This is a genomic window from Desulfallas sp. Bu1-1 (genome assembly GCF_015594625.1).
Taxonomy (GTDB): domain Bacteria; phylum Bacillota; class Desulfotomaculia; order Desulfotomaculales; family Desulfallaceae; genus JADNRQ01.
In genome coordinates this window covers 15,095-28,848 of the sequence record NZ_JADNRQ010000011.1, presented here as the reverse complement: position 1 = coordinate 28,848, position 13,754 = coordinate 15,095, and the positions used below count along the sequence as shown (strand labels likewise).

At 48.7% G+C, this 13,754-nt stretch carries 13 protein-coding genes; all 13 read right to left on the bottom strand.

Annotated features, from left to right (window positions below; genetic code table 11):
- Nucleotides 1–45: 45 nt before the first annotated feature.
- Nucleotides 46–906, bottom strand: coding sequence for a transporter substrate-binding domain-containing protein (locus IT084_RS11205; RefSeq protein WP_195712960.1), 861 nt, complete (start codon nucleotides 904–906; stop codon nucleotides 46–48).
- A 134-nt stretch (nucleotides 907–1,040) separates the two neighbouring features.
- Entirely contained in the window at nucleotides 1,041–2,240 is a 1,200-nt protein-coding gene (locus IT084_RS11200; RefSeq protein ID WP_195712959.1) for a lactate racemase domain-containing protein, read from the bottom strand.
- A 172-nt stretch (nucleotides 2,241–2,412) separates the two neighbouring features.
- Nucleotides 2,413–2,574, bottom strand: coding sequence for a zinc ribbon domain-containing protein (locus IT084_RS11195; RefSeq protein ID WP_395879748.1), 162 nt, complete (start codon nucleotides 2,572–2,574; stop codon nucleotides 2,413–2,415).
- Nucleotides 2,543–4,054 carry a SpoVR family protein gene (locus IT084_RS11190; protein WP_195712958.1) on the bottom strand — a complete coding sequence of 504 codons (1,512 nt, stop codon included), beginning with the start codon at nucleotides 4,052–4,054 and terminating at the stop codon, nucleotides 2,543–2,545. The genes IT084_RS11195 and IT084_RS11190 overlap by 32 nt, the downstream gene beginning before the upstream one ends.
- Nucleotides 4,055–4,069: 15 nt before the next feature.
- Nucleotides 4,070–5,221, bottom strand: a complete 1,152-nt coding sequence (gene yhbH, locus IT084_RS11185; RefSeq protein ID WP_195712957.1) for a sporulation protein YhbH — start codon at nucleotides 5,219–5,221, stop codon at nucleotides 4,070–4,072.
- Nucleotides 5,222–5,234: 13 nt separating this feature from the next.
- Entirely contained in the window at nucleotides 5,235–7,133 is a 1,899-nt protein-coding gene (locus tag IT084_RS11180) for a PrkA family serine protein kinase (protein WP_195712956.1), read from the bottom strand.
- Between the two features lie 442 nt (nucleotides 7,134–7,575).
- Nucleotides 7,576–8,295 carry a type 1 glutamine amidotransferase gene (locus tag IT084_RS11175; protein ID WP_195713036.1) on the bottom strand — a complete coding sequence of 240 codons (720 nt, stop codon included), beginning with the start codon at nucleotides 8,293–8,295 and terminating at the stop codon, nucleotides 7,576–7,578.
- Nucleotides 8,270–9,679, bottom strand: coding sequence for a Mur ligase family protein (locus tag IT084_RS11170; RefSeq protein WP_195712955.1), 1,410 nt, complete (start codon nucleotides 9,677–9,679; stop codon nucleotides 8,270–8,272). Before IT084_RS11170 ends, IT084_RS11175 begins: the two co-directional genes overlap by 26 nt.
- A gap of 63 nt (nucleotides 9,680–9,742) precedes the next feature.
- Nucleotides 9,743–10,684, bottom strand: a complete 942-nt coding sequence (locus IT084_RS11165) for an MBL fold metallo-hydrolase (protein WP_313885468.1) — start codon at nucleotides 10,682–10,684, stop codon at nucleotides 9,743–9,745.
- Nucleotides 10,685–10,804: 120 nt separating this feature from the next.
- On the bottom strand, nucleotides 10,805–11,020 hold the full coding sequence (locus IT084_RS11160) for a glutaredoxin family protein (RefSeq protein ID WP_195712953.1): 216 nt from the start codon (nucleotides 11,018–11,020) through the stop codon (nucleotides 10,805–10,807).
- A gap of 20 nt (nucleotides 11,021–11,040) precedes the next feature.
- Complete coding sequence (locus IT084_RS11155; protein ID WP_195712952.1) at nucleotides 11,041–11,745, bottom strand: DUF4198 domain-containing protein; 705 nt, start codon at nucleotides 11,743–11,745, stop codon at nucleotides 11,041–11,043.
- Nucleotides 11,746–11,814: 69 nt separating this feature from the next.
- The gene (locus IT084_RS11150; protein WP_195712951.1) at nucleotides 11,815–12,993 is read right to left on the bottom strand and encodes an anti-sigma factor domain-containing protein; all 1,179 of its coding nucleotides are present in this window, start codon (nucleotides 12,991–12,993) and stop codon (nucleotides 11,815–11,817) included.
- Complete coding sequence (gene sigI / locus IT084_RS11145) at nucleotides 12,990–13,718, bottom strand: RNA polymerase sigma-I factor (protein ID WP_195712950.1); 729 nt, start codon at nucleotides 13,716–13,718, stop codon at nucleotides 12,990–12,992. Before sigI ends, IT084_RS11150 begins: the two co-directional genes overlap by 4 nt.
- Nucleotides 13,719–13,754: the final 36 nt, after the last annotated feature.

Here is a 13,754-nt window from a genome sequence, read left to right as displayed (position 1 = left end):
AAAGCATTAAGTATTTTAGGGCGCGAAAATCGCGCCCGTTCACTTTTATTCCGGCTTGGCTATCATATCCTTGCCGTCGAACCATTTTTGGGAGATTGCGGAAAGTGTACCGTCTTCCATCATTTCCCTTAAAGTTTTATCCAGGACTTCTTTTAAATCTTTATCTTCTTTACGCAGACCGATGGCGTAAAAATCTTCCACCAGCGGCTCTTCAACAATTTTGTAAGTGTCGGGCTTTTTGCTTACGAAGTCCCCGGCAGTGGTTACGTCTACCACCACTGCGTCAACACGGCCCAGGGCCAGGTCCTGGAATGCTTCGGGATACTGGTTGTACTGTTTGATTTTCGACTCGTCGATGATGCCCTCTTTTACCAGTTCTTTACATGCTTCATAACCGGAACTTCCCGCCTGGGTGGCTACCGTTTTACCTTTCAAATCCTCTTTGGTTTTAATGTCATTGTTATCTATTTTGACAGCCATGCCGATACTGGCATTAACATAAGGTATGGAGAAATCAATAACTTTTTTACGTTCTTCCGTAATACTCATGCCGTTAATTACCACGTCGAACTTCTTGGAATTTAAAGCGCCGGTCACACCACTCCAGTCCGTGGGAATCCATTCCAGTTTAATTCCCAGGCGCTTTTCCAATTCTTTACCCATATCAATGTCGAAACCCACCAGTTCACCTTTTTCATCACGGAAACCCATTGGCCTGAAAGTGTCATCCAAGCCGACCGTCATAACGCCTTTTTCCTGAATCAGCTGCCAGGTAGTTTTTTCAGCATCGCCGCTCGCCGCCTGTTCACCGGGCTTGTCCGCCGGCTTGTCTCCGCCGCAGCCCGCGGCCAGCAAGGTCAGGCCGACTACCAGCAACACCATCCATAAAAACTTGATTTTTCGCAAGCGCTTCATCTCCTCCGACAAAACATTTAATTTCTCTAACAGTTTAACCAATTAAAGAAATGAAGTCAAGCCAAGCTTTAAATTGGGAAAGTAAAAGTGGATTAAACGCTACGGTAAAACAGGAACAGAAAAGGTTAACGGTATTCCGTAGTCTCAAAAATGCTGTCTACTTTCCTGATTAATTCAAGATTATTGGCTTCTTTAACCAGGGGTTCCGATATCCACAAGTACTCAAGGTGTTTGGTGTCCTTTATCCGCGCCACCCTGCATTTATTTAATCCGTACAATTTACAGGCCGTTTCTATTGCCTCCCGGTCCGTTGGAAGTGCGCAAGGTATTTTCACCGAACATAAAAAGCCGGTAGTAAGCGCGTTTTTATACATCTTTTGCACATCAATTTTTGAAACCAGCTTATTTGTAGTCAAGTCGGCATAACCGATGCCCAATGCATTTCCATTCGATTCCCGGGTTAGGTCCAACACTACAATTGTTTCATAGCATTGCACAGGGTTTCCTCCGAACCGGCGGTGCATCCCGATGACATTGATGTCCATCCCCGTACCGCTGATGTTTTTGCCCATTTGATCCACGATTAACACATGAAGATGATTGAAGGGAATCCGGGGCAACTGTTCCCAGGCCAACTTGAGCAGCTTCCCGTCCATAACCTCGCGCTCGCGGGGCAAGACCCCCTTTAATACCATCGCTTCCCCCCGGTAATTATCGACCGTAGCTATGCCACCCAATAAATTGATCCTTTTTTCAATCACCTTTGCCATTTCCACCAGGTGGTGTCCCAGCCCGGCCCGGTGCGCCGCTTCAGCTCCCTTAACTTTTCCCATGCCCACGGCCATCATTTTGGTTAACCCGCTTTCAACGGGCGCGCGAAACGCTGTGTGTGGTTTGACCCTGTTGAATAAAAACACCCCGTCGGCTTCCAGGGCGTATTTATCGCAATACACGGGTACTCCCCCGGGCGTTTCGCCAATGAACACCGCATCCACACATGACTTTACCGGCACCCCTAAAGCTTCCCCGGTAATGCCCATTTTTTGCAATACTTGGGCCTGTCCCTCATCGGTGCCGCCGCCATGACTGCCCATTGCCGGGATGATAAAAGGGTCGGCACCCCACTCTTTGAACGTTTTAACCAGAGTTTGAATGACTTGTAGTCCATAGGGAAAACCGCGCGACCCACAGGCCAGGCACAGCTTCATGCCCGGGAATACCCGTTCCCGCACACCCATACGGGCCAACTCGGCCCGGACATGTTGTTCGATACTGGCAATTGACTCGCAATTAAAGTTTTGTTTGACCAGATACATGGATAACATGTTATAAAACCCCTATCAACTATATTACTTTAGTGAACCACCCCTCCCTTTGCCCCGCTCAGGAAGGGGCTTCCTGAGCGGGGCGAATTCGTGGGTTTCCTGCTTCATCGTAACCCTAGCGGGTTAGCTCCACAGGCGTAACGTCCCGTGGTTCCCACGGTAGGGAAGCTTTTCAGGCCGCTTCCGAAGCCAAAGCTTTCTTGAGGATGTTCCGGGCCGCATTTACGTCCCGGTCAAGCACCAAGCCGCAATGAGGGCACTCATGCACCCGGACGGACAAATCTAATGAAAATAAATATTTGTTAAATAAATTTTTTACCGGGTTTTTCACCATTATATGAAAATACAACTCTTTTGCCGTCAACTACCGTTTCCAAGTGCACCCCCCTGCCCCAGACTTTATAAACGTGAGGTAGGGTTCTTTCCAGGTAGTAAACGTCCAGGTCCGTCCCCTCGTACACATGCTTAAGGTATAATTCCCCGCGCCTGCCGAAATCCCCGTCTTCAACCACAATATAGGGCAAGCCGCAGTTATACAGGTTTTTTACCAGACCGTCCCGTACCTTTTCCCAGTCTTTATCGACTACTTTCCAGTCATAGCCAACTTTCTTGTATAAGTACAAATCCAGTTCTTCAACAAGTTCCTCGGTTAAATAGTTTCGAATAAACGAAATGTCGTTTTCGGTTGCCCTGACTTCAAAAATTTTGTGTTTACCTTCGCCGCCTTTACGCCCGTACTTCCGCTTTTCTTCCTCCGTAGGGTTATCCCATCTTTTTTCGATGTCCTCGAATATTTTTAAACCCAGGTAATAAGGATTAATCCTAAACTTGGAAGTTTGGATTACCCCGGCGTGCGTTTTCGCAAACTCCAGCGCTTCATCTTCAGTTAAATCCAATTCCCGCATAATCCTGATATGCCAGTATGTGGCCCAACCTTCATTCATGATTTTGGTCTGCATTTGCGGCCAAAAATACAACATTTCTTCCCTGATAATGGAGATAATATCCCGTTGCCAGTCTTTCAGATCCCGGGCATGCTCCATCATAAACAACAACATATCCTTTTCCGGTTGTTCCGGGAATTTTTTAGGCTGGTCTTCCTTGTCGCATTTATGTTCACATTCATGTTTGTCAAGGTCCCAAAGGTCGTCATAGGGGGTCGGCCGGGCTTGTGTTTTTTCATGATCATGATACCCACCCTGGTTACTACACCCACCCCCCTTGCAGTATTGGCCGCCGGAACAGGTGTGCTGCCGGCCGCCGTGGTTTTTATCAAGGGTTTGCGGGTTGATGCTTTCACCTGCAGCGATGTGCCGTTGCGGGTCCACGTTTTCCTGCAACGAAATTACAGAATCCAAAAAGGTCTCCACTTTATCCCGGCCATATTTGAATTCATAACCCCTGATCCGGTCCGCCGCCACCGCCATGCTTTCAACCATTTTTCTGGACGTTCTACTGAAATAATAATTGTTTTTAAAAAAATCGCAATGGCCCAAAACATGGGCGATTACCATCTTATTCTGCACCAGTGAGTTACCCTCGAGGAGAAACGCGTAACAGGGATCGGAATTAATCACCATTTCATAAATCCGGCTTAAATTATAATCGTACTGGGTCTTCATTTTATGATACGCCTTGCCAAAGGACCAGTGGGAGAACCTGGTGGGCATGCCGTAGGCGCCGAAGGAATAAATAATATCGGCGGGGCAGATTTCAAAATACATGTCGTAAAAATCAAGGTTGAACCCTTTGGCTATGGCGGTTATTTTTTCAATGGACTCTTCCAGTAATTTTTTTTCCTCCTGCGGATGCAAAGGAACACCCCCTCGTTACGCAGTAGTTGCCGGGTTCGGGTTAAAGAAAGTTTTCAAGGCCGGATATACGTCGGATTTATCCTTTATACCAATACAGGTAAACTTGGGATCGTTTATTTTCTTAAAAGCGGCACGTAATGTGCTGGTGTGGTAATAAGGCCCTTCAATTTCCCCGTAGCCCACGAGATTACAGACTTTGAGTAATTCATTAACGTATTTGACGCATTTTTCGTTGTCCGAAGTAAGGTTGTCACCGTCGCTGAAGTGGAAAGCATATATATTGTAATCTTGCGGGCTGAACCGCTTTTCAATGATTTCCAGGGCCAGTTTATAGACCGAAGAGCAGCGGGTTCCCCCGCTGGCCCCCTTGGTAAAGAATTCCTCCTCGGTGGTTTCTTTGGCTTCAACATGGTGCGCCAGAAAAACAATCTGTACGTTTTGATACTTGGTACGTAAAAAGCGCACCATCCAGAAAAAGAAACTTCTGGCGATATATTTCTCGTACGGACCCATCGACCCCGATGTGTCCATCATGGCCAGCACGACCGCGTTGCTTTCATACTTGTAAGTAACATCCCAGGTTTTGAAACGCAGGTCGTCCTTGCTTATCTCATTGAAACCCTTCCGTCCTTTCATGGCGTTGCGCTTTATCGCTTCCAAAATCGTTCGCTTGCGGTCGATGTTGCTGGAAATACCCTGTTTCCTGACTTCCTTAAATTCAAAGGATTCGGATGCCAGTTCGGGTTTTTTCTTTTGCTGCAAGTTTGGCAACCCCAAATCCTCAAAGATCAACTGCGCCAGTTCTTCAATGGTAATTTCAGCTTCGTAATAGTCCACGCCGGGTTCGTCGCCGGCGCCCGGACCTTTGCCCGGTCCCGCCTTTTTTTGCTCGCTGCCCAGTAAGTCCCCTTCCTTGGTGCCTCCCTCGCCCTGGCCGGCATGTTTACGTTTACCCGTATCAAAGCGGAAATGGTACTCTTCCAGGGAACGTATGGGCACCTTGACAACTTTGCGGCCGTCGGACAAAATTATGCTTTCCTCGCTGACAACGTCTGCCAGGTTTTTCTTAATTGCCTCCCTCACCTTTTCCCGGTGGCGATCCCGGTCAATTTCACCTTTGCGGTGTAATGACCAGTCCTCCCGGGAGACCGTGTATCTGCCGGACATTTTGGATTACCCCCTACCTGTTTAACAGGCTGCCCACGTATTTTAACAGTTCATTGGCGCAAATGCTGCAATAACCGTACTCGTCAATCAACTTGGCGCTTACTTCGTTAATCCGTTTGAGCTGTTCGGCGTCGGGAGTCTTGGTGGAAGTGGTAATCTTAACCACATCTTTTAAGTCGGCAAACAGCTTCTTTTCCACAGCCTCGCGCAATCTCTCATGCGACCGGTAATCAAACCGTTTGCCTTTCCTGGCGTAGGTTGACAACCTGATCAAAATTTCCTCACGGAAACTCTTCTTGGCGCTTTCCGAAACCCCGATCTGTTCTTCGATGGATCGCATCAACTTTTCATCAGGGTCGATTTCTTCGTCCGTAATGGGGTCTTTCAACTTAACACCGTTGCAATAAGCTTCAACATTATCCAGATAATTATCGAACAATATGCGAGCGGACTCTTCATAAGAGTATACGAACGCCTTCTGAACTTCCTTTTTGGCCAGCTCATCATATTCTTTTCTGGCCACCGAAATAAAGTTAAGCAGCCGGTCGCGCTCCTCCTTGGTAATGGAGGGATGCTGGTCCAGACCATCCTTTAACCCGCGTAACACATCCAGCGGGTTGATGCAACGGGTGGAAGTACGGATAAGTGATGAACTCAACCGGTTGATCACGTACCGCGGGTCCACCCCGCTCATCCCCTCATCGGGATGCTCCGCCTGCAACTCCGCCACATCCTTTTGCTTAAAGCCTTCCACATCCTCACCATCGTAAAGTTTCATTTTCTTGACCAGGTCCATACCCTGTTTCTTGCTTTCCTTCAGGCGGCTGAGTACGGAGAAAATGCTGGCCACTCTTAACGAGTGAGGCGCAATATGCACATCTTTAAGATCGCTTTGTTTAATCAACTTATCATAGATTTTTATTTCCTCGCTGACTTTGAGGTTATAAGGAATCTTCATCACGATAATCCGTGATTGAAGCGCCTCGTTTTTCTTGTTGCTGATAAACGCTTTGTATTCATTTTCGTTCGTGTGGGCGACGATCATCTCATCGGCATATATCAAAGCGAAGCGGCCAGCTTTGAAATTTCCTTCCTGCGATAGGCTGAGCAGGTTCCAGAGAAATTTTTCGTCGCACTTGAGCATCTCCTGGAACTCCATCATTCCTCTGTTAGCTATATTCAGTTCGCCGTCGAACCGGTACGCCCGGGGGTCCGACTCCGACCCGTACTCGGCGATCGTACTGAAATCGATACTGCCCGTAAGATCGGCGATGTCCTGGGATTTGGGATCGGATGGGGTAAATGTGCCAATGCCGACCCGGTTATCCTCTGAAAGAATTACCCTTTCCACGATAACGTTTTCAATATTTCCTCCGTACTCCTGCTCCACCATCACCCGACAGGACGGGCACAACTCCCCTTCAATATAGACGCAGTATTCCTGTTCGAATTCCTTTCTAAGTTCTCTGGGAATCAGGTGTAAAGGTTCCTCGTGCATTGGGCAACCTTTAATACCGTACAAAGCTCCCCGCTCTGTCTTGCTGTAATTCTCCAAGCCCTTTTTCAACATGGCCACCAAGGTTGATTTTCCACCGCTGACCGGGCCCATTAATAGCAAAATGCGTTTACGCACGTCCAGACGGCGGGCTGCAGGGTGAAAATATTCCTCCACCAGCTTTTCCAGCGTCTTATCCAGGCCGAAAAGCTCCTGGCTAAAAAATTTATACCGCTTTCCCCCACCTTCCAGTTCTACCACTCCCGCATCCTTGATCATGTTGTAAATCCTGGCATGAGCCAATTGGGTTACCCACGGCCTTTCTTTGACGATTTGTATATAATCTGTAAATGTACCTTCCCACATATATTGTTTTTCAAGAGAGCGGAATTCTTCCAAACGTTTAAAGAAATCCATTTTTTCACACTCCCCTTGGCACTTTATGACATTAAACTTCTAAACCACAAGGCAAAAAAGCGGCCTGCTTGTGTACGGTAATATATTTATATGCGAGACTGTAAAAATAAGTATCCCTTTGGGTTGTTATAGAAAACTGTTTCCGCCTGAAATCGACAACTTAGGAAAATATCTGGAAGAAAATAAAAAACGCCGTGACTCGCACGGCGTTGGAAAACGTAAAATAGCTTGCTCGTTTAGGATAATTGAATGACCATAATATGTTTCTCCGGTTCCCACATTTCTTGTAATGTCTTTTCGTCAACAATCCGGTAAAATACTTCTTCCCCTTCAATCCAGGTTGCCAGGTAGGTCAATGGTATCACCTCCCAGGGAGGTACACTGTATACAATATTTTTAACATTATCTTAACAAAAATTTCCCGTACCCGCAACCGTTAAAATTAGCCCAATAGTCTTTTAACCATAGCCTTGTTGGCCCGCTCCTCAATACTGTCGTCAAGAGGGGATAGTTCCGTACCAATCCCTTTCCTTTGCAGGGCCAGCGCAATCAAATAATCCGTAAGCACTGGGTTTTTGGGCAACAACGGGCCATGCAGGTATGAACAAAAAACATTCTTGTACCTTGCTCCCTCCAGCCCGTCCATACCGTTGTTGCCGTTGCCGAACAGCACCCGGCCCAAAGGTTTGAGCCCGTTTAAAAAGGTTTTACCTCCGTGATTTTCAAATCCCACCAGGATTGTTTTCCTGCCGCCTATTTCCGCTTCCACGGCCACATTACCGATCAGCCGCCTGTTCCCGGCTTCGGTGTAAAAGTCCAGTAACCCCAGGCCGGCAATTTCCTTGCCCTCGGGAGTACGGTAAAACCGGCCCAATAACTGGTAACCTCCGCAGATGGCCAGAACAACCAGCCCATCCTCCACCGCCGCCCGGAGACTGTCAACGCGCGCGCCCAGGTCAGCTGCGATAAGCGACTGCTCCCTGTCCGAGCCCCCGCCTATAAACAGGAAATCGTATTCCTCAAATTTTACCGGATTGTCAAGGTTGATTTCCCGCACCTGAACATCCAGGCCCCGCCAGCGGCAACGCTGCACAAAAGATATTACGTTCCCGCGGTCCCCATATAGATTTAACAAATCAGGATACAGATGGCACACTGTAATCGACACTCTGTTTCATCCTTTCAGCCCGCCGGCTCAAAATTTTTTCCACCGGCCATAAAGCGGTATAAGTGACCAGCACGCTGACCGCCCCGCTTTCCCCGTTCAAAGCCGAATCGACGGCCCGGCTGAAATCGTTCTCTATTTCGATGATCGTTGGCGAAACCCCGGCATACTTTAAACGTAGAGCCATATCCTCGGCCCGCTGCCCGCTACAGATAAATCTTTTGAACTTTTCCGGGGTGCGCGTCAATATTTCGAAATCTACGTCCCATAACCAGGATATATCCCTTCCGTCGGCGGCATTATCATTTATCGCGATCATTACATCCTGTTCAACCTCCCCGGTCAATAAACCGGAGAGGGCCTGGTTGAATCCGGTTGGGTTTTTAACCAGGACAAGCACCACTTGCTTGGAGCCATACCTGAAGGACTCCATTCGCCCCGTGGCCGGAGTATAAGTTTCAAGACCGGCCACCGCGGTTTCGGGTTTTACCCCCAACAAATAAGCCGCGGTGAAAGCCGCGAGGGCATTGTAAAGATTGTGCATTCCCCGCACCGGAAGATTCAACTGCCACTTGTTTTTGTCGTCGTTTAAAAACGCCGTCGTGCCGCCCACCCCGGTTGTCACCGATTCGGCTTCAATATCGGGTTGCGGGCGTGCAAAATCGCATTGCGTGCATTTGTAATCGCCGAGCTGGCTATACAGGTAGATGTTGTATTCCAGTGCATGCCCGCAAAACGGGCAAAACTTGGCCTCCCGGCTGTATGCAACATTGCCGGAAAGTTCTTGAACAGGTCGCACACCGTAAAATTTGCTATGATACCCCGATTCCCTGGCCAGGCGGGCCACCAGGGGGTCATCGGCGTTTAAAATCAAAACCGTGGAGTCCGGTAATTGTTTTACTGCCGCCAGCACATTTTTAATGGTGGTATCCAGTTCACCATACCTGTCCAACTGGTCTCGAAAAAAATTGATTATAACAACCAAGCGGGGTTTGATCCACTTCGTGACCCCGGTAAAAGCCGCCTCGTCAACTTCCAGAACGGCATAATCGCAACGAACCCGGCCTAAAATGGAGCTTGACCTAATGAATGCGGTAGCAACCCCGGTGATCAGGTTGGCGCCCTCCCGGTTGGCAACCACTTGATAGCCCTCGCGCTCAAGTATCCCGGCCAACATATTATTGGTGGTGGTTTTTCCGTTGGTTCCCGTGACCATGATTGTAGCGGTCCGGGGCTGATTTTCAAAATGGCCCAATAAATCCGGGCAAATCCGCAGCGCCAGCATGCCCGGAAGTGATGAACCCCGCCCTTTGCCCAATAACCTGCTTATGTGCATAACCAGTTTGGCTGCCAGTACAGCCAGTATCAACCGTAAACTCATAATTTACCTCACAAATACTCCTTCTAGACAACTATGCCATTGGTTTTTACACTCGTTCCACGTTTACGGGTTTGTGTAATAAACAACCCCCTGCTTTTTAAAACAATATGTTTTTCCCCACTCGGTCAATAAATCCAGGTGCGCCTGGACCTCCGAAAGGCCCAGGAAAACTTCCCATCCTTTCAGGTTGGGGTATATTTCCCGGCTTAATTGAAAGGTGCTCAATTCCCTTCCCCTCAATTTTTCCATAATCCGGTCAAACTGAAACCGGTGGTGGCGGCGCCCCGCTTCAATTACGCCCTTATAGTCACTGAAAACTCCTCCATGCCCCGGGCAAACCATGGTGATGTCCAGCGCTTCCACCCGATCCAGGCCGCCTAAGTATTGCTTTAGTGTCGGCAAGCGTTTTCCCGGTTTTTCAGGATCAGGCTCCAGCACCGGGTTGGGGGTGATGTGCGGCAATAAAAAATCCCCGGAGAAAAAATATTTTCGTTCGGGATCATAAAGGCAAACGTGCCCGGGGCTGTGGCCGGGCAGATGCATTACCATTAATTCACCGCCATCAAAAACAAGTGTTTCGTCTGCCAAAATTTCCACGTTGACGGCACCACGCAGGCCCGGAGGCGGCAATTTGGCCCTTTCCCCGGCCATTTCAGTTAACACTTCCGCGGGAATGCCGGCTTCCAACACAAAGGGCAGCCGTTCTTTGAAATAGTCATGGCTTCCCCGTAGTTTTTTTTCCTCCAGCCTGTGAATAAAAACAGTGGCGTTGGAATCACCTGCAATATCCGCCGCCAACCCGCAGTGATCCGGGTGAGCGTGCGTGATGATTATTCGTTTGACCTCCTTGATGCCGACACCCAGCGACGACAACATGTCCTTCAAGACCTCGCCGGCTTTGGCAGTGCCAGGCCCGACATCAATCAGCGTAACGGGATCGTTTTTAATCAAGTACACATTTACCGGCCCCACGGCATATGGCGTGGGGACGGGCAGTTGATACACCGCCAGCAATGGTATTGACCTCCCAGTATTAGTAGTTAGCCGCTCCGGCTCGAGCAACAATAAACCACGCTTTACAGCGTGGCTGTTTTGACCGGCATACTGCCGTCAACATTAAATCCCTCACCCGCCGCCCTGGTAGCCGATGGAAACCACTTTGCCCTTTTCCACAATTACTGGAACTTTACCGGCGCCGTACTTTTCCTTGACCAGCCGCCTGGCGTCGGCATCTTCACTGGTATTAACTTCCTTGAATTGTATATTCTTAGCCCTGTAATCTTCCATTGCCTTGCGACAGTAAGGGCAGCCCGTCTTGGTATAAATTATCACTTCATCCATCTGACATCCCCCTTATATAATTACCTTACCCCCGGAATCACCAGTGTGGCAATATGTTCCATATCCCCCGCACGGGAATCCGCCTGAAACATCCAGTGGCCCCGGGCGTCAAACTTAAATTCAAATTGACCATACTCGTTGGTGGTAAAAGTATGGGGAAAGCCGCTCCCCTCATAAAGATGGTACGTCGCGCGCACGCGTGCTCCTGTAAGGGGTTGGCCTTCGTAAAGCACGGACAGGCCGATAAAATCACCGGGATGAAAATCGCCGAATTCTTCTGGAATAATTTCCAACCCCCTGTTCAGGGGCAATCCTTTTCCATGCACGTGATGACCCACGGGAACCAAAAGCCGCGCCCACTGTTTAAAACGCAAGCCATCCCGTTCGTTGCTCCTGTTGTTTTCAGCCTTACTCCAAGACCCGTCTCCAGCCCGGTAAAACAACCCGGCATCGTTTTCAACCTGAACTGTATAGATGCCTTCCGGTCCGGAGTTAAAAACAAGGAGATTCCCCGGGCCGTTTTCATTGCGGACTATCTGTGCCGGTACCTGCGCACCCGCCGGATCGACCACAGTGCCTTTCCACTGCCCGCAATCGCTCAAATCATCGCTTTTCATACCCAAGCCCCACAATACTTTGACCTTGACCTGGTCCCCGTGATGAAAATGAAGTTGGACGGGTTCAAGCCAAATGGCATAACCGCCTGATAATTGCTCCGCCTTCAATCTTTCACCTTCTCTCGAGTTTCCTGATTACAACCGTTATTTCCTAGCTTTTCCACAAGATGTACCAAGTTATACCTTGTCCGAGCCATCATATCTATTCCGGCCGTCTCTATTCCGTCCGCCCTGCATTTTCATTTCGCCCCCGGAAGCTTCATTATCCTTCATGTGGTCACCGGTGAATTTATTTTCTTTTCCCGTGTCCGGTACGGCAGGGGAAAACTTTTGTTCCCCCTGCAGGCGTTGATCCAACGGGAAGCTGGCTGCATCCGGCTCCTGCTCTTGTTTTTCGTTGTTTTCCGGCGTTTCTTCCGGTTGATTTATTTTATCATCAACCCGTCCCCCGGGATAGAAGCGTTTAGTTTCTTGATTTCTTTCATCCCGCTTTTCTTTCTTTTCCCCGCCCCCGATCTGTTCTTTCTGCTGGTATTTTTGGGCTGATATATCGGAGCGATCACCCGGCTCAAACTTTATAGTGTTGCCAGGTTTTCCGTTATTTTGAATGATATTTGTTTTTATTAGCTCTGCGGTTTGAAAGTGCTTGATTTTTTCCAGTTCACGGATATTTATATTCCTTATTTCCTCACGAGTTATGGTTATCCCTTTTTTCCGCGCTTCTTCCCGTAGCAGGTAACGCCCCGGAGTAACACCATTTTGCCGGGCCTTTTTCAATGTTTCCCTGTCCGCTTCGGCTACAATTAGTTGAGTACTGATTTTGGAATTACTAATTGGTTTATATATTATTTCATATATTTCCGCGCCAGGAATATTTACTTTCTCATCATTTATTTCCGTAACCGTGGCTAGTACAATGTTGTTTTCCCCCGGACTCAGATAGTTATATTCAACAGCCCCGGCGATTATTTTTTCCAGTCCTTCTTTCAACGGCTCATGTAGTACTGATACTTTTTGCAACAGTTCCCCGCCTTCACGATTGATTCCCCTGGCGCTGATAATTTCTTTTTGCCCGTCAACGCCCAGTTCGATACTGGGATTGATGTCAAGTGCTATATAAGCCGCGGCCCGGGGGATCATCATGTCAAAGGCAAGCCAGGCCAACACGGCAACAAGCAATGATGCTACCGCCAGAAGGGGTTTAAGGCTATGTAGTAACGGCCCGCTTAAAACGACTTCCTGTCCGACCTCCGCCCCGCCGCGGGGCACGGGCATTTTCAAGAAACGCCCGTTGGTGGTTAAAACTATGCAGGTTCTCTTTTGTAGTTCCATTACAAGTCCCCGGTCCGGTTTCATCGCTTATCCCCCCGCGGTAACCTGATATACGAGCTTAAATATACAAAATCATCCCGGTAATAGAGCAAAGTAGCCACGGCAATGATATATTTCCGGCCTCTTTCCAGCACTTTGCGGCTAATACCCGTGCCGCGGGCAATTTCGCGTATGGGCAATCTCTTGCTGGCCAGCAGTTCCTGGTACAGGTTATCATGCCCGGCCAGGTAGGTTGCGGCCCTGAGCAAAGTTTCCCTGGTGTCCCGGTGCTTGGGCGAAGAGTCGACCAGATCCCCAAAGGTGATGCCAAGGCCGCCGATTTTTTGACTGAAAGCTATGATTTCCTCTTTTCTTTCCCTGTTGATGGTTTCCGTTATATATTGTTCCCAGGAAACAGCATTTTCCGCCTGGTTGCCGGAACCTTCCACCTGCTCCCCGTGGTTAAAATCAACCTGGTTCCATTTTGATTCTCTGCGTAAATAATCGGTAACCCGGCTCCGAATCACCAACCTGGCAAAAGCGGTGAACGGAACACCCTGCCCGCTATTGAACCGGTCAATGGCCTCGTTAAAAGCAATCAGCCCGATGCTGAGTTCATCATCATAATCCCAGTTTAGACACCTGCCGCAAAGGCGACCGACCACCCTGGCCACAAAAGGTTTGGCTTCGTTGATCAATTGTTCCCTGGACGTATTATCCCCTTGTTTGATCCTTTGGATGCGGGATTCCAGTTCATCCCCGAAAAACACACCGTCACACTCCCCCTGACGCCACTCCACCTCTCC

Bases quoted from the DNA above. Each gene is read 5' to 3' on its own strand.
- IT084_RS11200 (WP_195712959.1), bottom strand. From the start codon at position 2,240: ATGTTATCCATGTATCTGGTCAAACAAAACTTTAATTGCGAGTCAATT.
- IT084_RS11195 (WP_395879748.1), bottom strand. From the start codon at position 2,574: ATGGTGAAAAACCCGGTAAAAAATTTATTTAACAAATATTTATTTTCA.
- yhbH (WP_195712957.1), bottom strand. From the start codon at position 5,221: ATGTCCGGCAGATACACGGTCTCCCGGGAGGACTGGTCATTACACCGC.
- IT084_RS11180 (WP_195712956.1), bottom strand. From the start codon at position 7,133: ATGGATTTCTTTAAACGTTTGGAAGAATTCCGCTCTCTTGAAAAACAA.
- IT084_RS11170 (WP_195712955.1), bottom strand. From the start codon at position 9,679: ATGAGTTTACGGTTGATACTGGCTGTACTGGCAGCCAAACTGGTTATG.
- IT084_RS11160 (WP_195712953.1), bottom strand. From the start codon at position 11,020: ATGGATGAAGTGATAATTTATACCAAGACGGGCTGCCCTTACTGTCGC.
- IT084_RS11150 (WP_195712951.1), bottom strand. From the start codon at position 12,993: ATGAAACCGGACCGGGGACTTGTAATGGAACTACAAAAGAGAACCTGC.